Here is a 24,584-nt window from a genome sequence, read left to right on the forward strand (position 1 = left end):
CTGCGGATTCATGAGCAGTGCGACGGAGCCGCTCGGGACGCCGCCCGAGGACGAACCGGACATCCACACCACGGCCGGCAAGCTGGCCGACCTGTACCGCCGATACGACGAGGCGGTGCACGCGGGTTCCGCGAGGGCGGTGGAGAAACAGCACGCCAAGGGCAAGAAGACCGCTCGCGAGCGGATCGACCTGCTGCTGGACGAAGGCTCGTTCGTCGAACTCGACGAGCTGGCGAAGCACCGCTCGGTCAACTTCGGCCAGGAGAAGAACCGGCCCTACGGCGACGGCGTCGTCACCGGCTACGGCACCGTCGACGGCCGCCCGGTGTGCGTGTTCAGCCAGGACGTCACCGTCTTCGGCGGTTCGCTCGGCGAGGTGTACGGCGAAAAGATCGTCAAGGTGATGGACCTGGCGATCAAGACCGGCCGCCCGATCGTCGGCATCAACGAGGGCGGTGGCGCGCGCATCCAGGAAGGTGTCGTCTCGCTCGGGCTGTACGGCGAGATCTTCAACCGCAACGTCAAGGCTTCCGGCGTCATCCCGCAGATCTCGCTGATCATGGGCGCCAACGCGGGCGGGCACGTCTACTCCCCCGCGCTGACCGACTTCGTGGTGATGGTCGACAAGACCTCGCACATGTTCATCACCGGCCCGGACGTCGTGAAGACCGTGACCGGCGAAGAGGTCACCTTCGAGGAACTCGGCGGCGGGCGCACGCACAACACCCGTTCGGGCGTCGCGCACTACCTCGGCTCCGACGACGAGGACGCGATCGCGTACGTCAAGGAACTGCTCTCGTTCCTCCCCGCGAACAACCTGTCCGAAGCGCCGCTCTTCGAGACCGACACGCGTGCCGGTGGCTTCTTCGACGATGTCACCGAGTCCGATCGCGAGCTGGACACGCTCATCCCGGACTCGCCGAACCAGCCGTACGACATGCACGAGGTCATCAACCGCATCGTCGACGACGGTGACTTCCTCGAGGTGCACGAACTGTTCGCGCCCAACATCCTGGTCGGCTTCGGCCGGGTGGACGGGCGCAGCGTCGGCATCGTGGCGAACCAGCCGACCCAGTTCGCCGGTTGCCTCGACATCGACGCCTCCGAGAAGGCCGCGCGGTTCGTGCGCACCTGCGACGCGTTCAACATCCCGGTCCTGACCTTCGTCGACGTCCCCGGCTTCCTGCCCGGCACCGACCAGGAGTGGAACGGCATCATCCGGCGCGGTGCCAAGCTGATCTACGCCTACGCCGAAGCGACCGTCCCGCTGGTCACCGTCATCACCCGCAAGGCGTACGGCGGCGCGTACGACGTCATGGGTTCGAAGCACCTCGGCGCGGACGTCAACCTGGCCTGGCCGACCGCGCAGGTCGCGGTCATGGGCGCGCAGGGCGCGGCGAACATCGTCCACCGCAAGACGCTCGCCGCGGCCGCCGCCGACGGCAAGGACGTCGACGCGCTGCGGGCCGAGCTGATCCAGGAGTACGAGGACACCCTCCTGAACCCGTACGCGGCGGCCGAGCGCGGTTACGTCGATTCGGTGATCGTGCCCGCCCATACCCGTGGTCACATCACGAAGGCGCTCGCGCTGCTCCAGGGCAAACGAGAGACGCTACCGCCCAAGAAGCACGGGAACATCCCGCTGTGACCGCGCCCGAAACCCCGCTGTTGCGGGTCGTCCGCGGCAATCCGAGCGACGCCGAACTCGCCGCGTTGACCGCCGTCGTCGCGGTGGCGGCGAGCGCGCGGGCACCGGAGCCGTCGCCGAAACGGGATTCGTGGTGGGCGGACAAGGCCTCTCTCGTCCGGGCCCCGCTTTCCCCCAGCGAAGGGGCCTGGCGGGCTTCGGCGCTCCCTCGCTGACGCGACCCCGTCGAACAGCGCGGATCCGATTCCGCGGGCTATCGTGACAGGCCTGGCAGACCGGCTCGTCTGGTTTGCCGGGCCTTCGAGCCGATACGCCCCAGAAAGCCGTGCGTGACGAACCAGGACCATCTTTCCACCGAACTGCGCCGTCTGCGCAAAGCCGCCGGGCTGTCCGGTACCGAGGCGGCGAGCCTGACCGGCCTCAGCCAGTCCAAGGTCTCGCGGGTCGAAACCGGCGCGTTCATGCCGACCGAGGATCAGGTCGTCGCACTGTGCCGGGCCTACGGCGCGCCCGCGAAAGTCCGGCGGGCACTGGTCGCGATCACCCGCGACCTCCGCGAAGAAGCGTCGCCTGCCCGCGTCGTCTTCCAGCGGGGCGCCTGGCGGATGCAGCAGCGGATCGGCAAGATCGAGTCGGCGTCCGCCCGGATCCGGAGCTTCCAGCCGACGATCGTGTTCGGCCTGCTGCAGACCCGCGACTACATCACCGCGCTGTTCGGTGATTCCCTGCCGGACGGCGAACGCGATCAGACGGTCGAGGCCCGGCTGGAGCGCCAGCGGATCCTCCATTCGAACCGTGAATTCCACTTCGTGCTGACTGAAGGCGCCCTGCGCTGGAACATGGGCGGGGCGGCGACCATGCTGGCCCAGCTCGGCCATCTCATCGACCTGTCCCGCCGAGGGCGGGTGCGGCTGGGCGTGATCCCGTGGACCGCGCCGGTGTCGGTCCCCGTTCTCCACGGTTTCGACATCTACGACTCGCGCGCGGTGCTCCTCGGCACGCAGACGGCGACGGCGCTCGTCACGGACGAACGCGAAGTCGCCGACTACGAGAAGAACTTCGCCGAAGTCGAGCGCTACGCCACTTACGACGGTGTCGCGTGCTCGCATCTGGCCCGGATCGCGGATGACTACCGACGGCTCGCGACTGAATCACTCCAGTGACCAAGGACTCTTGGCGCTATGCACCCTGAGAGTGCATCTTGAGTAAAGCAGCTGTCGGTGAAGGTCCCCTTTTCTGCGCCGAGCGCGATCTCGGGGGCCTTCCAGGACCGTTCGCAGACCAGCAGCGGTAGATCACTCGAAATTGACAACTTTGCCTCCGCGCAACCCGTCTACTTGCCGAAACAGTCACTCGGGAAAGGGCGACTCCGATGACCACCTGGCACGAACGCATGACCGACTGGCACAAGTCGACCTACACGCACTGGGAAGAGAACGCCTGCGTGGAGGTCGGCGGACTGCCCGGTCTGGTCGGCATCCGAGACACCAAACAGTGGGCACTGCCGGACGAGACCCGGCCGATCCTGGTGCTCCCGGCCGCGTCCTTCGCCGCCTTGCTCGATCACTTGGGTCGATGAACGACGTCGCCGAGCCGTACATGGTCCATGATCCGCGGGAGATGGCGGGCCAGCTGATCAACGGCAACTGGATCGTCGCGCGGTGGGAGCATCTCGGCGAGGACGAGGACCTGGAGCACTGGACGGCCGTGCTTCGCGAGCACTGCGAAGAACTCGGTGTCGATCCGTACGTCATCAACATCCCGCGAAAGAGCCTGACGATCGTCTTCAACGGCGCGCTCCCCGCCCCGACGTTCGAACAGCTGGAGGATTCGATCGCGGCCATCGAATACCACCGCTTCCTCGAACGCGAAATCGGGCCGAGACGACTCAACTAGCTCGAACTAGGCGACCTTGGGGGCCGCGCGCATCCCGATGTAGACGCATTCCGTGCCGCTCGAAAGCGTCGAGAACACCACGGGCATCCAGTCCTCACTGAACGACGGGCCGGCGCCTGAGGCGGCGAACACCGTCTCCGTGACGGGGACCAGGTCCATGTCCAGCGCCGGCGAGAAGTCCTTCATCCCGTCGACGAACTCGTACGTCAGTTTCCGGTCTTCGGTCACCGTGATGACCACACCTTCGCGCCGATAGACACCCGCGAACCGCGCCAGATCCACGACCGGCGGTTCGGCGGGCGGCGCGAAGGCGCCGGGAATCCGGACATCGGCGAACTCGTCGAGCAGCTCACGGAACAGGGCCGCGTAAAGCTGCCTGGCGCCGCCGCCGTTGGTCACCAGTGCGACGGCCACGCCCGCCGACGGGACCACCCGCAGATACGCGTACTGCCCGATGGCCGCGCCGTCATGGCCGAAGCCGGCCGTGCCGTCCCAGTCGTAGAGCGTCCAGCCGAGCCCCCAGCCGTCCGCACTGACCGTCCACTTGTCGGGGACATCGGTCTCGCGGCGCTGCATCGCCCCCACCGTTTCCGGCGCCAGGACACGGGTCCCGTCGGGCGCGAGACCACCGTCGAGATGCATTCGCGCGAGCCGGACGACGTCACCGGCGGAGGCGATGACCCGCGCGCCCGGTCCCGACGACCGCGGCATCAGATCCCAGGCGGGTGCGGGCTCCGGGTCCCGCCCCGGCTCGCCGAGATGACTCATCGCCGCGCGGAAACTCAGGGCTTCCTCGGGCAAGGTCATCGACTGCTTCAGCCCGAGCGGCGTGAAAATCAGCTCCTTCAACGCCTGATCCCAGGTCAACCCGGTCAGGACCTCGACGATGCGGCCGAGCACCTGGAAACCGACGCTGCTGTAGGACACCGCGGTCCCCGGTGGGCAGTCCATCGCGATGCCCTTGCTCGCCTCGACGAAGCGGGCGATGCAGTCGTCACCCCGTCCGGTGTCGAGGTGGAAGTCGCAGGTGAGGCCGCTGGTGTGGCTCAGCAACTGCCGGACGGTGATCGTTTTGGTCGCCTCGGGATCGATCGTCTCGAACTCCGGCAGCACCCCGGCGACCGGTGCGTCGAGGTCCAGTTCGCCGGTTTCGGCCAGCCGCATGACCAGGGTGGCGGTGTAGATCTTGGCGATCGAACCGAGCTGGAACACCGAATCGGTCGTCGTCTCGACACCGGTTCCGCGGTGCAGGACGCCACTCGCGAGTTCGTGGATCTCGCCGTCCACCAGGATCGCGAGGACCGCGCCCGGAACGTGATGGGCCGCGCGGAGCTCGTCCAGCCTGGCCTGCCAGCGTCCGGCGTCCCAGTTCACGGTGTTCGTCATGATCTTCCTCTCGGTCGTGCGTACGTCGCTCTCGCCTTGCGCACACTGTACGCCTAAGCGATCGGCGTGCGCAACCAGGGAAGTTCACTTGCCGGTGGCCGAGTCCCGTCATATAGTCCACGCGGAATAATCGACACGGAATCTTCCGAGAGGACCATGGATGGCCGCGAAGCTCACCCCGCTCGCCATGGCGGTGCTGGAACTCCTCCACGAGCGGCCCATGCATCCGTACGAGATGGCACAGCTGATGAAGGAGCGCTACGTCAGCACCCGTGTCAAAGTGAAGGCCGGATCGCTCTACCATGCGGTGGATCGCCTACAGCAGAACGGTTTCGTCGAGATCGTCGAGACACAACGGGACGGGAAACGCCCCGAACGCACCGTCTACGCGATGACAGACGCGGGTCGCGACGAGTTCGTCGACCGCGCGCAGGACATGCTGAGCACTCCGGCCGAGGAGTTCCCCGAGTACCTCAGCGCGCTCGCCATCATCGACGAACTGGGCCCGGAGATGTCGATCACCCAGCTCAAGCACCGGGTGCTGCGACTCCAGGCCTCCGCCGCCGCCGACAAGGTCGTGCTCCAAAGCCTGGTCGAAGAGCACGAACTCCCCGAGGTCTACTGGCTCGACTGGTCCTATGCCACCGCGCGCCGGGCCTTCGAACTCGAGTGGACCCAAAAACTGATCGACGACCTGGAATCCGGCCGCATCCGATTCCAGGACCACTGCATGCCGAACTTGAACCTGGTCACCGAGGAAGCCACCGATGAACGCAAGACAAGCTAACCCCTGGGCCGCGCTTTCCGCACTGTGCCTGGGTTTCTTCATGATCCTGCTGGACACCACGATTGTTTCGACCGCGATTCCCGCCATGCTGCGCGAACTCGACGCCGGGCTGAACGCGATCGTCTGGGTGATCAGCGTCTACCTGCTCGCCTACGCGGTGCCGATGCTGTTCGCCAGCCGACTCGGCGACCGGTTCGGCCCGAAACGGGTCTACCTGGTGGGCCTCGTGGTGTTCACGCTCGCCTCGTTGTGGTGCGGCCTTTCCGGATCGGTCGAGATGCTCATCGCGGCCCGCGCGGTGCAGGGACTCGGCGCTGCCTTGATGACGCCACAGACCTTGGCGTTCATCAGCCACCTGTTCCCGCCGTCGAAACGCGGTCCCGCCATGGGACTCTGGAGCGGTGTCGCCGGGATCGCGGCGATCGTCGGGCCACTGCTCGGCGGTGTGCTCGTCGACCACCTCGGCTGGGAATGGATCTTCTTCGTCAACCTGCCGGTCGGCGTGGTCGCGTTCGCGCTGGCACTGCTCAAGGTGCCGGACTGGCAGCCGAAACACTCGCATTCCTTCGACGTGCCAGGAATCCTGCTCTCCGGCGCGGGGTTGTTCCTCGTGGTGTACGGAGTCCAAAATGGACAGCACTACGACTGGGGACGCGCACTCGGCCCGATCACCGTATTCGAGATCATCGGCGCCGGACTCGCCCTGCTGATCGCTTTCGTGGTGTGGCAACGATTCAACCGCGACGAACCATTGCTGCCGCTGAGTGTCTTCGCGAATCGCAACTTCTCGGCCGGCGCGCTGACGTCGGCCACCGTCGGCTTCGCGATGACCGGCCTGTTCCTGCCGCTGGTGATCTACTTCCAGGCCGTCCTCGGCGAATCGCCGACGATGTCCGGCCTGTTGTTCGCGCCGATGTCGTTGCTGGCCGGCCTGATCGGCCCGTTCGTGGGGCGCGCTTCGGACAAGGTCAGCGGCAAGGTCCTGCTCATCATCGGGCTGACCGCGCTCGCCACCGGGATGGCTCTCGTCGCGCTGATCGCGCGGGCCGACACGAACGCGTGGGCGCTCACCCCGGCGCTGCTGGTGGCGGGTGCCGGGATCGGGTTCATCTTCGCGCCGATGGGCAACCTGGCGATGAGTTCGGTGGAGCCGCGGCTCGTCGGGACCGCGTCGGGCATCTTCAACACCGCCCGGCAGGTCGGCGGCGTGCTCGGCAGTGCCGCCGTTGGCGTGCTGTTACAGGCACGGATCAGCGCGTCGATCGCCGACGAGGCGGCGACGGCGGCGGCGACGACCGCTTTGCCGGAGCAGTACCGCGCGCCGTTCGTGGAAGGAATCGCGAAGGCCGCGGAATCGACCGGGGAGTTCGGCTCGTCCGGACAGGCGTCCATTCCGGGGCTTCCCGCCGAGGTGGCGAAGCAGGCTCAGCGGCTCGCGCTCGAAGCCGTCCACAATGGACTGACCGATGCCGCCAGGGTGACTCTGCTGCTGCCGGCGGCCGTGCTGCTGCTGGGCGTGCTGGCGGCACTGACGATGCGGCGCCCGGTGCCGCGGATTCCCGCACCGGCCCCGGCTGCGGCGACCGCCACCACCGCCACCACCGCCGCCTGACCCTCCTTCGCAATTAGTCGACTACTTGCGTGCCACGTGCTTTCGCAAGTAGTCGACTAATTGCGTTGCCACCGGCGCGGTGAAGGGGCCTTTCGTCGCGGATTTCGCGACGAAAGGCCCCTTCATCTCATCCGCGGGAGGGCGGAAGCTTCCTATCGGCGGTACCGCAGGCCGAAGCCGTACGGGAACAGCGCCCTCTTGCCGTCGCCGACGTTCACCGGTTCCTGAGCCGCACTGGTCAGCCAGCCGAACGTCAGTTTCCCGGTCGGGTTGTAGTCGCCGTAGAGGACATCGGCGACACCGGCGCCTTCACTGCCCGGCAGCCAGGCCGCGACGAGACCGCTGAAGCCCGTCAGTTGCGGAGCGATGTCGAGCGGACGCCCGGACACGGTCACCACGACGACCGGGACCCCGGAACTCTTCGATTTGGCGATCGCGGCGAGGTCTTCCGCGTCGAGCCCGAAGCCGTTCGGGCGGTCTCCCTGCCCTTCGGCGTACGGCGTTTCCCCTACCACTGCGACCGCGACCCGGTAGCTGCGGACGCCATCGGGGCCAGCGCCGAACCGGCAAGGAGCAGGCCTGCGAGCACAGTGGTTTGCGTCGTGCGAAGTGATCCTCTGACGCGGAGGTGAGACGGCATTGTTTCCTCTGTAGCTCGAACAATCCATATGTTGCGCGCCACAACAAACTAGCTCCAGAGGCGAGTGTCCCAGGTCACAATCGGGCGACAGGCTCCTCGGAGGTCGATCGAGTACCTTCCTGCAGGTGCGTTTCGTCCTCGCTTCCCAGTCCCCCGCCCGCCTCGGCGTCCTGCGTTCCGCCGGTTTCGACCCGAGCGTCGTCGTCTCCGGCGTCGACGAGGACGCGGTGGCCGCGTCCCTGACCGACCCGGCTCCAGTCGAGCTGGTCCGTGCGCTCGCCGTCGCGAAGGCCGAGGCGGTTTTCGAGACGCTCGTCGGATCTCACGACGGAAGCGCCGACATGGTCATCGTGGGCTGCGATTCGATGTTGTCGATCAACGGCGAAATGGTCGGGAAGCCGATCACGCCGGAGGCCGCGCGCGAGCGCTGGGCGTCGATGGCGGGCAAATCCGGTGAACTTCTGACCGGGCACGCGATCATCCGCGTCGAGAACGGCGAGAAGACGAAGGAAACGTCAGGAACCGAAGGAACCACTGTTCGCTTCGGCACACCGTCACAGGAAGAAATCGACGCCTATATCGCGTCCGGAGAACCACTTCAGGTGGCGGGCGGTTTCACGCTGGACGGCCGGGGCGGCTGGTTCATCGAGGGCATCGACGGCGACTTCTCCAGCGTCATCGGGATCAGCCTGCCGCTGACCCGGCGGCTGCTGGCCGAGGTCGGCGTGAGCGTCATCGATCTCTGGACGCGTCCCGCATCCTGAGACAGCTCCCACGCGATCGGGTGATCCGGAAGAGTCCTGCCTCGCCGAACGTTCTTCACGTTCGGCCAATCAGGAAACTTTCACGCACCGGAGTCGCCCCGTGTCTTTCATTCGGACCTACACCAGGCCAAAAGTCTTCGCGGTGGCAGTCCTCGGCTCGCTCGTCGTGGGTGCCCTCCTCGGCGTCCTCGCCAGGAGCACCGAAGCGAGCTGGCTGACCGAACTGCTTGCCCAGATCGGCACGATCTTCACGACACTGCTGCAGATCGCGGTGATCCCGCTGGTCTTCACGGCGATCGTGGTCGGCATCAGCAGCCTGCGCAACCTCGGCGGTGGCAAGAAGGCCGCCCGGCTGGGTGGCAAGACCGTCCTGTGGTTCGCGATCACCTCGTTCATCGCGTCCTTGATCGGCATCGCCGTCGCGAAGCTGTTCAACCCGGGCAGCGGCGGTCTCGGCGAAGGCGTCGCCGCGACCGCGAAGAACACGGACAAGGCCGCCAAGGCCACTTGGGGATCGTGGAGCGACTTCATCAACGGGTTGCTGCCGAAGAACTTCTTCACCGCCTTCACCGAGGGCGAGACGCTTCAGGTGCTGTTCCTCGCCGTTCTGATCGGTGCGGCCGCCTACAGCCTCGGCGACAAGGCGAAGCCGTTCGTCGACTTCACGACCAGCGTTTTCGAGATCATCCAGCGCTACCTCGGCTGGATCGTGCGCCTGGCCCCGATCGGCATCATCGGCCTGATCGGCAAGGCCGTGTCGACCTACGGTGACTCGCTGTTCAAGCCGCTGCTCGCCGCCACTCTCGCGGTGTACGTCGGCTGCTTCCTGGTGCTTCTGGTGGTGTACCCGATCCTGCTGCAGTTCGTGGCGAAGGTCAGCCCGCTGCAGTTCTTCTCCAAAGCCGGCACGGCGATCCAGTTCGCGTTCGCGTCGTCGTCCTCGGGCGCCACGCTGCCGCTGACCCGCCAGGCCGCGGTGAACCTGGGTGTCCAGCCCGGGTACGCCGGCTTCGCGACTCCGCTGGCGAGCGCCACGAAGATGGACGGCTGCGCGGCGGTGTTCCCCGCGATCGGCGCGATCTTCATCGCGAACCTGTCCGGCGTTTCGCTGAACTTCTGGCAGTACCTCGGAATTGTCGCGGCCGCGGTGTTCGGGGCGCTGGCGACCGCGGGTGTCACCGGCTGGCTGGCCGCGCTGACCCTGACCGCGTCGGTCATCGGGCTCGACCCGGCGCAGGTCGCGCTCGGGATCGCGCTGATCTACTCGGTGAACCCGATCATGGACATGATCCGGACCGCGACCAACGTCGCGGGCCAGATCGTCGTGCCGGTCGTCGTCGCCCGCAGCGAAGGCTTGCTGGACGACGAAGTCCTCAACTCGCCGACAGACCCTTCGCCCACCGACAACGGCGAAGCGGCCACCACCTCCTTCGAAAAGGAACCCGCCGCGACTGGTGCCAAGTAGTTCTCAGTACATGAAGGTCCCCAGTCCTTGCCCCTAGCTCCAGGGTCCCGGCAAAGTCGACGTCTTGCAGGCCAGGGGGCTATTGGTCGCCGTGTGCGGTTGACGATGAAGGAATTGGGACGTTGATTGTCCCAATTCCTTCATTGACGCGGGGTCACTAGCGGTATTGAGTCCGGATTACCAACGGCCGCGCTGACCAGCGGCACTTCCAGCCTGGTTACTTAGCCATGCTCAGCAAGCGATAGCAAAGGTCCCTTGCTACCGCCTCAGGGACAGGTCCGCAGGTCGGCGCGGGTCAGCCGGACATCCGGCCAGCCTCTCAGTTCCGAGGGCGCGGTGTACCGGCGCGTGCAGCCCACCGAGCCGCTGGCGACGTCGTAGACCTCCGCGAGCACCGGCGCCGCCTGGCACCGGGCCGATCCGGACTGCGCGTCGGGGCACTCGTGCCGGACGACGATGACGTCCGCGATCCCGTCGGCGGTCACGTCGTTCAGGGCGATCGTCCCGGCGTCGGAGAAGTACGGCTTCCCGGGGTCCCGCCAGATCCCGCCGCGTGAGACGAACAACTCAGCCGCCGAGCCGTCGGCGGTCTTACCGCGCACCAGGCAGACCGGCGTGGCGCCGTCGACACAGCGCAAAGAATCGCCCGTGAGGGTGACCCCCATGTCGTTGATGATCAACGGGAACACCGAGTCCGCCCCGATCCGGACCACGCCCTGCTTCCCCGTTTCGTCGGCCAGCAGGACGACGGGCACCCCTCCGACGGTCATCGCGCCGACCTCCCGGCAGGCCGAGTAGCCGCAGCTGGCCCCCGGCGCGGTCGGGACGCCATCAGGCAGCGGAGGCACCCCGGCCTCACCGTCGGGCACCGGAGCGGGCTGGCGAAGCAGGATCACGGCCACGATGACCCCCGCCGTCACCACGACGGCCAGCATCGCGGTGACCAGCACGGATCGCGGCGTCCGCACTACCTGAGTCCGCATATCCGAGAGCGTAAGTGATCTAGCGGAGAGTGCACGTCTATGTTGTTCCGGTGACGAACCCCGGATTGCCCAACGCCCTGTTCCTCCCCGCGGCGAAAAGGCCGAAGGACTTCACGAGTGCGGAGATCGAGCTTCGCGAGACCAAGGACGGCCGGATGGCGTTGATCGCCTTCAGCACGGTGCGGCGCCTGGTCGAATGTTGCGGCCCGCACCAGCCGTGGGCGCTGGTCAAGGCCGAGCACCTCGGCCGGGTCTACCAGGCCCAGCCGTACGACCTGATCGTGCTCGATTCCGACCTTCCGGAAGAACTGCGGCACCGCGACGCGCTGGTGTAAGCCGTTCCAAGAGAACTGAGACACGGAGAGGCACTGATGTAAGCCGTTCCAAGAGAACTGAGACACGGGGAGGTACTGATATAAACAATGTCACCGGGTGGCCTTGCTCTCACTCAACCAGAGCCGGAACTTCCGTAAACTGCTGCGGAGCCGCATCGGGGCGGCCCGACGTGCGAACGCAGGAGGTACGGCGTGACCGAGCAGGCCGGCACAGGTGGTCCGGTGACCAAGATCCTGATCGCGAACCGCGGCGAAATCGCGGTACGGGTGATCAGGGCGGCGAAGGACGCCGGGCTGACCAGCGTGGCCGTCTACGCCGATCCGGATCGTGACGCACCCCACGTCCGTCTCGCCGACGAAGCCTTCGCTCTCGGCGGCACCACCGCGGCGGAGAGCTATCTCGTCTTCGACAAGCTCCTCGACGCCGCCAAGCGGTCGGGCGCGGACTCGGTCCACCCCGGCTACGGGTTCCTCTCCGAGAACGCGGACTTCGCGCAGGCCGTGATCGACGCCGGGCTGACCTGGATCGGGCCGAGCCCGCAGGCCATCCGCGACCTCGGTGACAAGGTCACCGCGCGCCATATCGCGCTGCGGGCCGGCGCCCCCCTCGTGCCCGGTACGAAGGATCCCGCCAAGAACGCCGACGAGATCGTCGCTTTCGCCGACGAGCACGGCCTGCCGGTCGCGATCAAGGCGGCGTTCGGCGGTGGCGGCCGCGGTCTCAAGGTCGCCCGCACCCGCGAGGAGATCCCGGAGCTGTTCGAGTCCGCGACCCGTGAGGCGATCTCCGCCTTCGGCCGCGGCGAATGCTTCGTCGAGCGTTACCTGGACAAGCCGCGCCACGTCGAGGCGCAGGTGCTCGCCGACCAGCACGGCAACGCCATCGTCGTCGGCACCCGCGACTGTTCGTTGCAGCGCCGCCACCAAAAACTGGTCGAGGAGGCGCCCGCGCCGTACCTGACCGATGAGCAGCGCAAGCGCATCCACGAATCCGCGAAGGCGATCTGCAAGGAGGCCGGCTACTACGGCGCAGGGACCGTCGAGTACCTCGTCGCCGTCGACGGCACGATCTCGTTCCTCGAGGTCAACACGCGGCTGCAGGTCGAGCACCCGGTATCCGAGGAGACCACGGGCCTCGACCTCGTACGCGAGATGTTCCGCATCGCGCGCGGCGAGAAACTGCGCATCACCGAGGACCCGGAACCGCGCGGGCACTCGATCGAATTCCGCATCAACGGTGAGGACGCGGGCCGCGGCTTCCTGCCGGCGCCCGGCACCGTGACGAAGTTCGTCGCGCCGAGCGGCCCCGGCGTCCGCGTCGACTCGGGGGTCGAGTCCGGCAGCGTCATCGGCGGCCAGTTCGACTCGATGCTCGCGAAGCTGATCGTCACCGGCTCGGACCGGCAGAACGCGCTCGAGCGCAGCCGCCGGGCGCTGGCCGAAATGGTCGCCGACGGTATGGCGACGGTTTTGCCGTTCCACCGCGTGATCGTGGACGACCCGGCCTTCATCGGTGACGAGAACGGCTTCAGCGTGCACACCCGCTGGATCGAGACCGAGTTCGAGAACAAGATCGAGCCGTTCGTCGCCCCGGAAGCCGCCGAGGCCGAAGAAGAGCAGCCCCGCCAGAACGTCGTCGTCGAGGTCGGCGGCCGTCGTCTCGAGGTGTCGCTTCCCGGCGGGTTCTCGCTCGACGCCGGTGGCGGTGGCACGGCCGTCAAGGCCAAGCCGCGCAAGCGCGCGGGCGGCACCAAGGCCGCGGTGAGCGGCGACGCGGTCACCGCGCCGATGCAGGGCACCATCGTCAAGGTCGCCGTCGAAGAGGGCCAGCAGGTCGAAGCGGGCGAACTGGTCGTCGTGCTCGAGGCGATGAAGATGGAGAACCCGGTCACCGCGCACAAAGCGGGCACCGTGACCGGCCTCTCGATCGAGGTCGGCGCCGCGGTGACGCAGGGAACCCAGCTGTTCGAGCTGAAAGACTGACGAATGTCGTGGTAGACGGCGCCTTGCTCGGCCTACCATCGAAAGGGTGAGCGAAGCGCCGTCTCCGCAGCTGCGGATCAGTGACCAGGATCGAGAGTCCGCGCTGACCGCGCTCGGCGAGCACCTGAGCGTGGGCCGGATCGACATCGACGAGTTCGGCGAGCGGTCCGCTCAGGTCACTGCCGCCAAGACACGTGGAGAGCTGTCCGCGTTCTTCCTCGATCTGCCCGAACCGCACCCCGTCTTCGACGCACCCAAGACGGCCGTGAGCGAACCGGAGAAACCGGCGTCGCCGTCGGCGGGCATCTCCCCGATGCAACGGGTCATGGGCGCGCTCCTGCCGATCCTCTTCATCGCCTCCATCGCACTCATCGTCACCACCGGCGTCACCTGGTGGTTCATCCTCGTCCCGATCGGGATCAGCGCCGTCGGCGAAGGCATCTGGGGCAAGGGCTGGGACAACGCCCACAAGAAGCTCGGGAAGCAGCGCCGCCGGGAACTGGACGGCTGATCCGCCCGTAGACTCGGGACGTGAGCGCCGAGAGACCGGACATGCGGCTGAGCGACGCCGAACGCCAAGACGCGCTCGACGCGCTGGAAGAGCATGTCCGCACCGGCAGACTCGACCTCGACGAGTTCGGCACGCGCTCGGCCAAGGTCAGCGCCGCGAGGATGGCTAGCGATCTCGAACCCCTGTTCACGGACCTGCCCTCGCCCCGGCCGAGCGCGCTACTGCCCCTGCCCCCGATGCCCGGCGTCGCGCGGGCGAGCGCGAAGAACGAGGCCCAGCCGTCGAAATGGCTGACCGCCAGCGCCGTGCCGATCGCCGCCGCGGTCGCGATCGCGTTGTTCTTCTTCACCCGAGGGACGTTCCTGGTGTTCCTGCTGCCGTTGGCGGTCGCGCTGATCATGAGCCGCCGTCACTGAAGATCCGGTTACCCTCGAAGGGTGGAACCGGTGGAGATCAACGCGGGCGAGTACTACCTGCGGCAGCTGCGGGCGGACAAGGCCCTCGACGACCGTCCGGCGCTGGTCGCGGCCTTCGCCGATCCGACACACCGCAAGTACGTCCTGAACTACCGCTTGCGAGACCTCGACGAGGCGACCGAGTACGTCGCGCTGCGCGCCGCCCAGTGGGCCGGTGACGAACGTTGTTCCTGGGCCGTGGCCGCGCCGACGACCGGGGATCTGCTGGGCGAGGTCGGCCTGCGGGATCTCGATTTCGACCTCGGCTACGCGGAGGCGTCGGTCTGGGTGCGCGCGGCGTCGCGGGGCGAAGGTGTCGCGAGCACCGCGCTCAACGCGGCCCTGCGGTTCGGTTTCGGCGGACTCGGCCTTCGTGAGGTCAGCTACCGCTACGAAGAGACCAACGAGGTTTCGGCCTCGGTCGCCCGCAAATGCGGATTCACCCTGATCGGGCCCGAACTGGACCCGGCCCCGACCGGGGAACGCCTCATCCGCTGGCGCCGCACCGCCTGACTCCCCCCGCGTTTCGTCCTCTAGTTGCGGTAGTTCGCACTACGTACTACCGCAACTAGAGGACTACTTGCGGTGGTCAGAAGGGGTAGGTGGGGGGTGCGGCGCGGACGGTGACCCAGCGGGTTTCGGTGAAGGCCTCGACGTTCGCCGCCGCCCCACCGAAACGGCTTCCGGTGCCCGAAGCAGCGACGCCGCCGAAGGGACTGTTCGCCTCGTCGCTGACGGTCTGGTCGTTGATGTGCACGATCCCGGTCGGGACGCGGTCGGCCAGGTCCAGTCCTTTGAGGACGTCACGGGTGACGATCCCCAGCGAGAGCCCGTATTCGCTCGCCGTGGCGAGCCGGACGGCCTCCTCCGCGTCGGAGAACCGCACGACCGGCGCGACCGGGCCGAAGATCTCCTCGGCGACCGCGGGCGCCGTCGGCGGCACGTCGGAGAGCACCGTCGCGGAGTAGAACAGCCGGTCGAAGTCGGCACCGGCGGCGACCCGCGCCCCCGCCGCCACGCTGGCCGTGACCAGCGCGTGGATCTTGTCCCGCTGCCCGGCGTCGATGATCGGTCCGAGCGCGACCTCGTCCCGTGCCGGGTCGCCCACCCGGATCGCGGCCGCCTTCGCCGCCAGCCGCTCGACGAAGTCGTCGTAGATCCGCTCGTGCACCAGGTGCCGCCCGGTGGTCATGCAGATCTGGCCCTGGTGGAAGAAGGAGCCGAACGCGGCGACTCCGGCGGCTTCCTCCACGTCCGCGTCGTCGAGCACGATGAGCGCGGAGTTCCCGCCCAGCTCCAGATGTGCCCGCTTCAGATGTTTTCCGGCGAGTTCGCCGACCTTGCGCCCGGCGCCGGTCGACCCGGTGAAGGAGATGACCCGGACCGCCGGATGCGTCACCAGCGTCTCGCCGACGTCCGCGCCACCCGGCAGCATCTGCAGCACTCCCGGCGGCAGCCCCGCTTCCTCGAAGATCCGCGCGAGGACCACGCCGCCGGTGACCGCGGTGCGCGGGTCCGGCTTCAGGATGACGGCGTTGCCCAACGCGAGCGCCGGGGCGACCGAACGGATGCCCAGGATGATCGGCATGTTGAACGGTGAGATCACCGCGACGACGCCCGCCGGGACACGGCGTGCCATCGAAAGACGCGGTTCTTCACTCGGCAGGAGTTCGCCGTACGGGCGGCCGGGCAGGGCCGCCGCCTCGTAGCACTCCTGTTCCGCCACGTGCAGCGAGAAGCCGGCCACCCCCGGCACCGCGCCGACCTCACGCACGTTCCACCAGCGGATCTCGTCGGCGTGCTCGGCCCACAACCGGGCAGCGGTGCGCAAGATCGCGGCACGCCGGACGTGCGGCGTCGCCGCCCAGGACCGTTGCGCCTCGGCCGCGGTTTCCGCCGCTTTCGCGGCATCCGCGGCCGAAGCGATCCCGACGCTGCCCAAGACCGCACCGGTCGCGGGCTCTGTGACGTCACGGGTGCCACCGCTACTGGGCACCCACGAGCCCCCGGCGAAGATCCGGTCCGTCCACGTCGACGAGTCGAGAAACACCACAAGTCCGCCTTCCGCCTCAGGGACGGTCGACGCTATTTCAAATTCACCCGATCAGGCAATGACCGAATCAACTCACCGGTTCGATGATGCCGGAGCGTGCTTCCGGCGCGGACGACCGCAACGCGTCGGCGGCCTCGTCGCTCGGCTGCGACTGGGACTCCCGTTCCGCGTCCACCCGCGCCTTGTAGACCTCAACCTCGCGTCGGATCTGGTCCTCGGACCAGCCGAGCACCTCGCCCACCAGGATGCCGACCTGCTCGGCGCAGTCGACGCCGCGATGCGCGTACTCGATCGAGATCCGCGTCCGGCGCGCGAGGACGTCTTCCAGGTGAAGCGCGCCTTCGTGACTGGCCGCGTAGACGACCTCGACGCCGAGGTAGTCCGGCGCGTGCTCCAGCGGCTTGAGCAGTTCCGGCCGTCCTTCGCCGAGCGCGAGGACCTCGTGCACCATCGAGCCGTACCTGTCGAGCAGATGACGGACGCGGTACGGGTGCAGCCCGTGCTCGCCGGCCAGATGGTCGGCCTGGTTCACCAGCGCGTGGTAGCCGTCGGCGCCCAGCAGCGGCACCTTGTCCGTGATGGACGGCTGCGGCCTGCCGGGCAGGTCGACGGCCGCCGCGTCGACGGCGTCGGCCGCCATCACCCGATAGGTGGTGTATTTGCCGCCCGCGATCGCGACCAGTCCCGGAGCGACCCGGGCGACCGCGTGCTCACGCGAAAGCTTCGACGTCTCTTCGCTTTCCCCGGCGAGCAAAGGCCGGAGTCCCGCGTAGACACCTTCGATGTCGTCGTGCGTCAGCGGTGTCGCGAGCACGGTGTTGACGTGCTCCAGGAGGTAGTCGATGTCGTGCTTCGTCGCGGCGGGATGCGCAAGGTCGAGGTTCCAGTCGGTGTCGGTGGTTCCCACGATCCAGTGATTGCGCCACGGGATGACGAACAGCACGGACTTCTCGGTACGCAGGATCATGCCCGCTTCCGACACGATCCTGTCGCGCGGGACGACGATGTGCACGCCCTTGCTCGCCCGTACCCGGAACCGGCCGCGGCCACCGGAAAGCCGCTGCAGTTCGTCGGTCCAGACGCCGGTGCAGTTGACCACCGCGGAAGCGTGGATCTCGGTCTCGCGGCCGTCTTCGACGTCGCGTACGCGGACGCCGGAAATACGGTCCGCCTCACGGAGGAAACCGACCACCTGGGTGGAGGTGCGCACCACGGCGCCGTAATGCGCGGCGGTGCGGGCGACAGTCATCGTGTGGCGCGCGTCGTCGGATTGCGCGTCGTAGTAACGGATCCCGCCGATCAGCGCGGACCGCTTCAGCGCCGGAACCATGCGCAGCGCGCCCGCGCGGCTCAGGTGTTTCTGGCCGGGAACCGACTGCGCGCCGCCCATCGTGTCGTACATCAGCAGGCCGGCCGCGGTGTATGGGCGCTCCCAGATCCGGTGCGTCAGCGGGTACAGGAAGCTGACCGGCTTCACCAGATGCGGCGCGATCGTCGTCAGCATCAACTCGCGTTCACGCAGGGCTTCTCGTACCAGACCGAATTCCAGCTGTTCGAGGTAACGGAGCCCGCCGTGGAAGAGCTTGCTGGAGCGGCTCGACGTCCCCGAGGCGAGGTCGCGTGCTTCGACCAGCGCGACCCGCAGTCCGCGTGTCGCGGCATCGAGCGCCGTACCGGCACCGACCACTCCGCCGCCGATCACGACGAGGTCGAATTTGTCCTCACCCAGCCGCTGCCACGACTCTTCCCGCTTGAGCGGTCCCAGCCTGGCGGGGCTGTTTTCGGCTTCGCGCTGAAAGCTTGCCACGTGACATTCCTCCTTGGTGCCGCTGTCACACCAGCATCGCACGATCGGCCGCGACCGGTCCGTTATGCGGGTGACACATGTGGCGTAACCCTCGCCGATCTTGGAAGAATTCGTGCTCGCGGCGCCTGGAAGGAACAAATACGCGACGGTAACGTGCCTCGAACGTGGGTCGGCAAGGGCGCCGTGGCACACCGTGTACGACCCTGCGCGGAATGTCCCACGCAGTATGTCCACAGTGGAGGTCGAGCGGTGAGCGCAGGAGCCATATTCGTCTGGGAACTGCTGGGAACGGCGGTCCTGATCCTGTTGGGTAACGGCGTGGTCGCCAACCACGTGTTGCGGAAGAACAACGGCCACAACGGTGGCATCGTGATGATCACCCTCGGGTGGGCGTTCGCGGTCTTCACCGGTGCGAGCCTCGCCGCGCCGAGCGGCGCGCACCTCAACCCGGCGGTGACACTGGGCCTCGCCATCGCCGACAAGACTAAGTGGGCGGACGTCCCGATCTACTTCGCCGGGCAGCTGGTCGGCGCGATCCTCGGCGCCGTGCTCTGCTGGGCCACCTACAAACTGCAGTTCGACGACCATCCGAACCGCGACGAGACGCTCGGCATCTTCTCGACCGCGCCGCAGATCCCGAACAAGGCCTGGAACCTCGTCACCGAGGTCATCGGCACCTTCGTGCTGGTCGCGTGGATCCTGCTCAGCCCGATCTACGCCAACCCGACGAGCGACAGCGGAACGCCGAATTTCGGCAACTCCGCGCTCGGCTACGCGGGTGTAGCGTTCGTCGTGCTGGTCATCGGCCAGTCCCTCGGTGGCCCGACCGGTTACGCCATCAACCCGGCCCGAGACCTCGGCCCGCGCATCGCGTACGCGTTCCTGCTGCCCATCAAGAACAAGGCCAACCCGAACTGGGGTTACTCCTGGATCCCGGTCGTCGGCCCCCTGGTCGGCGGTGCCCTGGCCGCCCTGCTTTTCCTCGCCGTCCACAACCTGACCTGAGACTGGAGCTTCGATGACTTCGTACGTAGCCGCGATCGACCAGGGCACCACGTCGACCCGCTGCATGATCTTCGACCACTCCGGCCGTGTGGTCGCCGTCGACCAGCGGGAGCACGAGCAGATCTTCCCGAAGGCGGGCTGGGTCGAGCACAACGCCGAAGAGATCTGGGAGAACACCCGCGCCGTCGCGGCGGGCGCGCTCGCCAAAGGGGACCTGGTCGCGGGCGACATCGTCGCGGTCGGCATTACCAACCAGCGCGAGACCACGCTGGTCTGGGACCGCAGCACCGGGAAGCCGGTGTACAACGCGATCGTGTGGCAGGACACCCGCACCGACAGGATCGTCAGCGACCTGGGCGCGCTCGGTGGCGGGCAGGAGCGCTACCGCGAGAAGGTGGGCCTGCCGCTGGCGACCTACTTCTCCGGCCCGAAGATCAAGTGGATCCTCGACAACGTTGACGGTGCCCGCGCCAAGGCCGAAGCGGGTGACCTGATCTTCGGCAACATGGACACCTGGGTGCTGTGGAACATGACCGGCGGGGTCGACGGCGGCGTGCACGTCACCGACCCGACCAACGCCTCGCGGACCATGCTGATGGACCTCGACACCCTGGCCTGGGACGCCGGGATCGCCGAGGAGATGACGATCCCGCTGTCGATGCTCCCGGAGATCCGGTCGTCTTCGGAGACCTACGGCAAGGTCCGGGAGAAGGGAGCGCTGGCCGGTGTCCCGATCTCGGGCATCCTCGGCGACCAGCAGGCGGCGACCTTCGGGCAGGCGTGCCTCTCGCCGGGTGAGGCCAAAAACACCTACGGCACCGGCAACTTCATGCTGCTCAACACCGGCACCGAGAAGGTCATGTCGGACAACGGGCTGCTCACCACGGTCTGCTACAAGATCGGCTCGAACGACACGGTGTACGCGCTCGAAGGTTCGATCGCGGTCACCGGATCGCTCGTGCAGTGGCTGCGGGACAACCTCGGCCTGATCGGCTCCGCGGCCGAAGTCGAGCAGCACGCCCGCAGCGTCGAGGACAACGGTGGCGCGTACTTCGTGCCGGCGTTCTCGGGCCTCTTCGCGCCGTACTGGCGCTCCGACGCCCGTGGCGCGATCGTCGGCCTCACCCGGTACGTCAACAAGGGGCACATTTCGCGGGCGGTCCTGGAGGCGACCGCGTTCCAGTCGCGCGAGGTGATCGACGCGATGAACGCCGACTCCGGTGTCCCGCTGAAGTCGCTGAAAGTCGACGGCGGCATGGTCGTCAACGAACTGCTCATGCAGTTCCAGGCCGACATCCTCGGCGTGCCCGTGATCCGCCCGGTGGTCAACGAGACCACCGCGCTCGGCGCGGCCTACGCGGCCGGTCTCGCGGTGGGCTTCTGGAAGAGCGAAGACGACATCCGCAACAACTGGGCGCAGGACAAGCAGTGGGACCCGTCGATGGACGAGGCCCGCCGCGAGTCCGAGTACCGCAACTGGAAGAAGGCCGTCACGAAGACCTTCGACTGGGTCGAGGGCGAAGACTGAGAAAGCTCGTGAAGGCCTCCTTTTCTACCTTGCGAGCAGGGAAGGAGGCCTCCACGGGCTTCAGCCGAAAGCGCCGCCGCCGGTCTGCGGAGCTCCCACCGGAATCTTCGAAACCTGACGTCCGGCCGCCGGTTTCACCGACGGAACCGTCTTCGGCGGCGTCTGCTTCGGCGGTTTCGTCGTCGGAGGCGGGGTCAGGGTCGGGGTCTTGCCCGGCGCGACTTCGAGGTTGATCGTCACCGTCGCCGTCTTGCAGGTCGCCTTGACCGCGTAGAAGCCCGGCTTCGCCTTGTCGCTGATGTGCGCGACCGCGCCGAGGATCACCGGGTCCTCCGAGGTCACCTCGAATTTCCCGATCCGGTCCAGCACCATCGACGTCACCTCGACGAAGTCGGCCACCGGGCAGCCGACCGAGACCAGGACGTCCTCCCCCGCCGTCGACTTCGACGGGGAGACGCCGATGAACGGGTATTGCATGGGCGGCGGGGTGAACGTCGTCGGCGGGGTGCCTGGACGCCGTCCTGCGCGAACGCGACGGCAGGGGCGGCCAGGGCCACCCCGCACGCCACCACCAGGGCGGACCGGTACCTGATCATGGAACTCACCTCACGAGCAGCCGAGCGAAAACGATGATGTTGTCGAGATAGTTGTGCGACGCCTTGTCGAAGACCCCGCCACAGGTGATGAGCCGCAGTTCCGGCTCGGTGGTGTCGCCGTAGACCGCGTCGGTGGGGAACTTGTCCTTCGCCACCCGCTCGACCTTCGTGACCGCGAACTCGGCCGTCGTGCCGTCCTTGCGGGCGATCGAGACCTTGTCGCCGGGCGCCAGTTCCTTCAGCCGGAAGAAGATGCCCTTCTGCTTGTTCCCGTCCACGTGGCCGAGGATCACCGAAGGCCCGACCTCCCCCGGGGTCGGCCCGTTCACGTACCAGCCCGCCTGCATCGGCTGAGTCACCGGCGGCACCTCGACGGTGTTGTCCGCGTTGAGCCCGAGCGGGACCAGGCTGGACTTCGCCTCGATCTTCGGCACGTCGATCGAGACCGGATCGGCTTTCGGCATCCCGTCGGCCGCCTCACCTTGCGGCTCGGCACTCGGCGCCATCGGTGCCGCGGCCTGCTGCGTGACCTGCGGCGAAGCGGCCTGCCCGGTCTCCCCCGGACCGGACAGGACGACCACCACCGTCGCCAAGACGGCCACCAAGACGACGACGAGTACCAGCGGTGCCCGTCGTCCTCGCCACCACGTCGACTTCATGTTCACCCCCGAGGAAGCGGTGCGAGAGCGACGGAGCCGGTCACCCCCACGCCTGCCAGACGCCAGGCGCGACCGGACGGTTGCCCGCCCAGGTCACGAAATGATCGCGATCAGTTCCGCACCGCGCGACGACGGTACGCGGACGCGCCGAACTCGTCGGCCCCGTCGCGCACCTGAAGTCGATCTTGACCTGACCACCCGCGCGGCCCTTGGCGGGCGAGACGCTCGGCTCCCCGAGGATCCCGATCGGGGACGCGTACGGGCCGAGGCCTCGGTGGGGGAAGCCGGAGAAAAGGGCGAAGAAGATAAAAGTGAATCGATAGAGGAAAGAAAGGAATCCCGCGCCCCTGTTCACCCAGTGGCGGTTCTCCGTTTCCCAATCCCCGCATGACGCCTCGACCGGGGCCGGGCTGCCTGCCTTCATCACGAAAGGTCGCGAAAGTCAGGGTGCCATACTGCCGTCACCCGCGCGGGCGGCGCCGGAAGGTACCGCGCTCACCTGCCGGGGAGGAACGGAAAACGTTGCCGTGTGGTTCTTTCCGTTGCAGTTGACGGTCAGCGGGTAGGTGCCCGGTGCTGTGCCATCCTTGAGGTCGACCTCCGCGCTGACGTTCGCGGGGACCCCGACGAGCGGGCCGTAGTCGTACTTGCCCACGCTCAGCACCGGCGAGCTGAACGTCGTCGACTTCGGCGCTTTCAGTCCATCGCCGGGGCACTGCGCCAGCGCCACATTGGACTCACCGTGCACGTACTTGTCGACGAGCCCCAGTTCGTAGGCCGTGTCGTCGTTGAGCTGCACCGTGACGCCTGGTGTATCGGGCTGGGGCTGCTGGGCGAGACCGGTCGCCGAACCCGCCAGCACCGCCGCACCGATCGCCACCACTCCGAAGAGAACCCTGCGCACCACGAAAAACCCCTAGCTGCCAACGAAACATCCGACACGCGCTAGACGCGGGCACCCTCGCGAGGGTTGCTTCCCCGGAGAAGATCAGTCCAAGTCGTCGTGGCGCATCAGCTGGCGGCCCGCTTCGGTGATCGATCCCGAGAGCGACGGGTACACCGAAAAGGTCAGTGCCAGGTGCTCCACTGTGAGCTGGTTCTGGACGGCGAGCGCGATGGGAAGGATGAGCTCGCTCGCGTTCGGGGCCACGACCACCCCGCCGACGACCACACCGGTGGCGGGGCGGCAGAACAGCTTCACGAAACCGCGTCGCAGGCCTTCCATCTTCGCGCGGGCGTTCGTCGCGAGCGGGAGCATGATGGTGCGGGCGGGCACCTCACCCGAGTCGATCGCCTGCTGGCTGATGCCGACGGTCGCGATCTCGGGGTGGGTGAACACGTTGGCGGCGACGGTCTTGAGCTTGATCGGCGCGACGCCTTCGCCGAGCGCGTGCCACATCGCGATGCGGCCCTGCATGCTGGCCACCGAAGCGAGCATGAGCACGCCGGTGCAGTCGCCCGCGGCGTAGATGCCGGGCGCGTTGGTGCGGGAAACGCGGTCGACACCGATGAAGCCGCCGGGGCCGGGCTCGATGCCGACCTTCTCCAGGCCGATGTCGACGGTGTTGGGCACGGAACCGACGGTCATCAGCGCGTGGCTGGCTTCGATCACGCGACCGTCGGCGAGGTGGATCGCGACGCCCTTTTCGGTGCGCTCGACCTTGTCGGCGCGGGCCTGCTTGGCGACGGTGGTGCCGCGCTGGGAGAAGACCTCTTCGAGTACGGCGGCGGCGTCGGCGTCCTCGTGCGGGAGCACGCGGTCGCGGCTGGACACGACGGTGACCTTGACGCCCATTTCGGTGTAGGCCGACGCGAACTCGGCGCCGGTGACGCCCGAACCGATGACGGCCAGGTGCTCGGGCAGCTCACGCAGGTCGTAGAGCTGACGCCAGTCGAGGATGCGCTCGCCGTCCGGCACCGCACCGGGCAGCACACGCGGGGTGGCGCCGGTCGAGATGAGGACGACGTCGGCGTCGAGGACCTCGACGGTGCCGTCGTGGGTGGTGACGGCGACCTTGTGCGTGGCGAGACCGGTCTCTTCGTCGTCGAAACGGCCCTGTCCGATGAGGACGCGGACGCCTTCGCGCTGGACGCGGGCGCGGATGTCGGCGGACTGCGCGAGCGCGAGACCCTTCACGCGACCGTGGACGGTCGGCAGGTCGACACTGGTGTCGGCCATGTCGGTGTTGATGCCGAGTTCGCGGAGGTCGTGCATGTTCGCGAGCGCGCCGGAAGAGGCGATGAACGTCTTCGACGGAACGCAGTCGTAGAGCACGCACGCACCGCCGAGACCGTCGCGTTCGACGATGGTGACGTCGGCCCCGTGCTGGGCCGCGACCAGTGCCGCTTCGTAACCGGCGGGGCCTCCGCCCATGATCACGATCTTGGTCACTGGTCTCCTCCTCTTAGCGCTGTCTGTGACTGCGTTTACCGTACGCGGGCGACCGCTGGGCGGATTGAGTGGCCGGACA

24 protein-coding genes and 1 pseudogene are annotated in these 24,584 nt (G+C 67.6%); 16 read left to right on the plus strand and 9 right to left on the minus strand.

The window, feature by feature from the left end; all coding sequences use genetic code 11:
• The first annotated feature begins 10 nt into the window (after nucleotides 1–10).
• The 5 genes from ACM6LU_RS01310 (at nucleotide 11) to ACM6LU_RS01330 (ending at nucleotide 3,544) form a co-directional block, all read left to right on the plus strand.
• Nucleotides 11–1,648: an acyl-CoA carboxylase subunit beta gene (locus tag ACM6LU_RS01310; protein ID WP_414935722.1), complete on the plus strand. Its 1,638-nt coding sequence runs from the start codon at nucleotides 11–13 to the stop codon at nucleotides 1,646–1,648.
• Nucleotides 1,645–1,863 (plus strand): acyl-CoA carboxylase subunit epsilon, encoded by a 219-nt coding sequence (locus ACM6LU_RS01315; protein ID WP_414935723.1) that lies wholly within the window; start codon nucleotides 1,645–1,647, stop codon nucleotides 1,861–1,863. The genes ACM6LU_RS01310 and ACM6LU_RS01315 overlap by 4 nt, the downstream gene beginning before the upstream one ends.
• Before the next feature lie 114 nt (nucleotides 1,864–1,977).
• Nucleotides 1,978–2,811, plus strand: coding sequence for a helix-turn-helix domain-containing protein (locus ACM6LU_RS01320; protein ID WP_414935724.1), 834 nt, complete (start codon nucleotides 1,978–1,980; stop codon nucleotides 2,809–2,811).
• A 209-nt stretch (nucleotides 2,812–3,020) separates the two neighbouring features.
• The gene (locus ACM6LU_RS01325) at nucleotides 3,021–3,227 is read left to right on the plus strand and encodes a DUF397 domain-containing protein (protein WP_414935725.1); all 207 of its coding nucleotides are present in this window, start codon (nucleotides 3,021–3,023) and stop codon (nucleotides 3,225–3,227) included.
• Nucleotides 3,224–3,544, plus strand: a complete 321-nt coding sequence (locus ACM6LU_RS01330; protein ID WP_414935726.1) for a hypothetical protein — start codon at nucleotides 3,224–3,226, stop codon at nucleotides 3,542–3,544. Before ACM6LU_RS01325 ends, ACM6LU_RS01330 begins: the two co-directional genes overlap by 4 nt.
• 6 nt (nucleotides 3,545–3,550) lie before the next feature.
• Here the strand turns inward: ACM6LU_RS01330 and ACM6LU_RS01335 are convergent, their stop codons facing one another.
• Complete coding sequence (locus ACM6LU_RS01335; RefSeq protein ID WP_414935727.1) at nucleotides 3,551–4,930, minus strand: serine hydrolase domain-containing protein; 1,380 nt, start codon at nucleotides 4,928–4,930, stop codon at nucleotides 3,551–3,553.
• 160 nt (nucleotides 4,931–5,090) lie between these two features.
• On the opposite strand from ACM6LU_RS01335, the gene ACM6LU_RS01340 reads away from it, so the two are divergent.
• Complete coding sequence (locus ACM6LU_RS01340; RefSeq protein WP_414935728.1) at nucleotides 5,091–5,717, plus strand: PadR family transcriptional regulator; 627 nt, start codon at nucleotides 5,091–5,093, stop codon at nucleotides 5,715–5,717.
• Nucleotides 5,698–7,329: a DHA2 family efflux MFS transporter permease subunit gene (locus ACM6LU_RS01345; RefSeq protein WP_414935729.1), complete on the plus strand. Its 1,632-nt coding sequence runs from the start codon at nucleotides 5,698–5,700 to the stop codon at nucleotides 7,327–7,329. Before ACM6LU_RS01340 ends, ACM6LU_RS01345 begins: the two co-directional genes overlap by 20 nt.
• A gap of 152 nt (nucleotides 7,330–7,481) precedes the next feature.
• On the opposite strand, the pseudogene ACM6LU_RS01350 reads toward ACM6LU_RS01345, so the two are convergent.
• Nucleotides 7,482–7,895, minus strand: a pseudogene (locus ACM6LU_RS01350) (glycoside hydrolase family 3 C-terminal domain-containing protein); the annotation flags it as partial.
• A 199-nt stretch (nucleotides 7,896–8,094) separates the two neighbouring features.
• On the opposite strand from ACM6LU_RS01350, the gene ACM6LU_RS01355 reads away from it, so the two are divergent.
• Together ACM6LU_RS01355 and ACM6LU_RS01360 are read left to right on the plus strand one after the other, a co-directional pair.
• Entirely contained in the window at nucleotides 8,095–8,733 is a 639-nt protein-coding gene (locus ACM6LU_RS01355; protein WP_414935730.1) for a Maf family protein, read from the plus strand.
• 100 nt (nucleotides 8,734–8,833) lie between these two features.
• Nucleotides 8,834–10,198 carry a dicarboxylate/amino acid:cation symporter gene (locus ACM6LU_RS01360; RefSeq protein ID WP_414935731.1) on the plus strand — a complete coding sequence of 455 codons (1,365 nt, stop codon included), beginning with the start codon at nucleotides 8,834–8,836 and terminating at the stop codon, nucleotides 10,196–10,198.
• Between the two features lie 266 nt (nucleotides 10,199–10,464).
• Here the strand turns inward: ACM6LU_RS01360 and ACM6LU_RS01365 are convergent, their stop codons facing one another.
• The gene (locus ACM6LU_RS01365) at nucleotides 10,465–11,181 is read right to left on the minus strand and encodes a hypothetical protein (protein ID WP_414935733.1); all 717 of its coding nucleotides are present in this window, start codon (nucleotides 11,179–11,181) and stop codon (nucleotides 10,465–10,467) included.
• Between the two features lie 50 nt (nucleotides 11,182–11,231).
• Between ACM6LU_RS01365 and ACM6LU_RS01370 the strand changes: the two genes are divergently transcribed.
• From ACM6LU_RS01370 to ACM6LU_RS01390, 5 genes are all read left to right on the plus strand, one after another.
• Nucleotides 11,232–11,516, plus strand: coding sequence for an SAV_915 family protein (locus ACM6LU_RS01370; protein ID WP_414935734.1), 285 nt, complete (start codon nucleotides 11,232–11,234; stop codon nucleotides 11,514–11,516).
• A gap of 192 nt (nucleotides 11,517–11,708) precedes the next feature.
• Nucleotides 11,709–13,499: an acetyl/propionyl/methylcrotonyl-CoA carboxylase subunit alpha gene (locus ACM6LU_RS01375; protein ID WP_414935735.1), complete on the plus strand. Its 1,791-nt coding sequence runs from the start codon at nucleotides 11,709–11,711 to the stop codon at nucleotides 13,497–13,499.
• Between the two features lie 46 nt (nucleotides 13,500–13,545).
• Nucleotides 13,546–14,010 (plus strand): DUF1707 SHOCT-like domain-containing protein, encoded by a 465-nt coding sequence (locus tag ACM6LU_RS01380; protein ID WP_414935736.1) that lies wholly within the window; start codon nucleotides 13,546–13,548, stop codon nucleotides 14,008–14,010.
• 41 nt (nucleotides 14,011–14,051) lie between these two features.
• Nucleotides 14,052–14,426, plus strand: a complete 375-nt coding sequence (locus ACM6LU_RS01385) for a DUF1707 SHOCT-like domain-containing protein (protein WP_414937052.1) — start codon at nucleotides 14,052–14,054, stop codon at nucleotides 14,424–14,426.
• Nucleotides 14,427–14,447: 21 nt separating this feature from the next.
• Entirely contained in the window at nucleotides 14,448–14,978 is a 531-nt protein-coding gene (locus ACM6LU_RS01390) for a GNAT family N-acetyltransferase (RefSeq protein WP_414935737.1), read from the plus strand.
• A 76-nt stretch (nucleotides 14,979–15,054) separates the two neighbouring features.
• Here ACM6LU_RS01390 and ACM6LU_RS01395 read toward each other — a convergent pair whose 3' ends face one another.
• Together ACM6LU_RS01395 and ACM6LU_RS01400 are read right to left on the minus strand one after the other, a co-directional pair.
• Entirely contained in the window at nucleotides 15,055–16,518 is a 1,464-nt protein-coding gene (locus ACM6LU_RS01395; RefSeq protein ID WP_414935738.1) for a benzaldehyde dehydrogenase, read from the minus strand.
• Between the two features lie 67 nt (nucleotides 16,519–16,585).
• Nucleotides 16,586–18,325, minus strand: a complete 1,740-nt coding sequence (locus ACM6LU_RS01400) for a glycerol-3-phosphate dehydrogenase/oxidase (protein WP_414935740.1) — start codon at nucleotides 18,323–18,325, stop codon at nucleotides 16,586–16,588.
• A 249-nt stretch (nucleotides 18,326–18,574) separates the two neighbouring features.
• On the opposite strand from ACM6LU_RS01400, the gene ACM6LU_RS01405 reads away from it, so the two are divergent.
• Together ACM6LU_RS01405 and glpK are read left to right on the plus strand one after the other, a co-directional pair.
• A complete protein-coding gene (locus ACM6LU_RS01405) occupies nucleotides 18,575–19,330 on the plus strand; it encodes an MIP/aquaporin family protein (protein WP_414935741.1) in 756 nt (251 codons plus the stop codon).
• Nucleotides 19,331–19,343: 13 nt separating this feature from the next.
• Nucleotides 19,344–20,858: a glycerol kinase GlpK gene (glpK, locus tag ACM6LU_RS01410; RefSeq protein WP_414935742.1), complete on the plus strand. Its 1,515-nt coding sequence runs from the start codon at nucleotides 19,344–19,346 to the stop codon at nucleotides 20,856–20,858.
• Between the two features lie 60 nt (nucleotides 20,859–20,918).
• Here the strand turns inward: glpK and ACM6LU_RS01415 are convergent, their stop codons facing one another.
• The 4 genes from ACM6LU_RS01415 to ACM6LU_RS01430 all read right to left on the minus strand — a co-directional run bounded on the left by ACM6LU_RS01415 (nucleotide 20,919) and on the right by ACM6LU_RS01430 (nucleotide 24,505).
• Nucleotides 20,919–21,335 carry a hypothetical protein gene (locus ACM6LU_RS01415; protein WP_414935743.1) on the minus strand — a complete coding sequence of 139 codons (417 nt, stop codon included), beginning with the start codon at nucleotides 21,333–21,335 and terminating at the stop codon, nucleotides 20,919–20,921.
• A gap of 124 nt (nucleotides 21,336–21,459) precedes the next feature.
• Nucleotides 21,460–22,113: a class F sortase gene (locus ACM6LU_RS01420; protein ID WP_414935744.1), complete on the minus strand. Its 654-nt coding sequence runs from the start codon at nucleotides 22,111–22,113 to the stop codon at nucleotides 21,460–21,462.
• A gap of 442 nt (nucleotides 22,114–22,555) precedes the next feature.
• Nucleotides 22,556–23,020 (minus strand): hypothetical protein, encoded by a 465-nt coding sequence (locus tag ACM6LU_RS01425; protein WP_414935745.1) that lies wholly within the window; start codon nucleotides 23,018–23,020, stop codon nucleotides 22,556–22,558.
• An 81-nt stretch (nucleotides 23,021–23,101) separates the two neighbouring features.
• A complete protein-coding gene (locus tag ACM6LU_RS01430) occupies nucleotides 23,102–24,505 on the minus strand; it encodes an NAD(P)H-quinone dehydrogenase (protein ID WP_414935746.1) in 1,404 nt (467 codons plus the stop codon).
• Between the last annotated feature and the right edge of the window lie 79 nt (nucleotides 24,506–24,584).

The sequence above is a fragment of the Amycolatopsis sp. cmx-11-51 genome, from assembly GCF_047608665.1.
Classification (GTDB): domain Bacteria; phylum Actinomycetota; class Actinomycetes; order Mycobacteriales; family Pseudonocardiaceae; genus Amycolatopsis.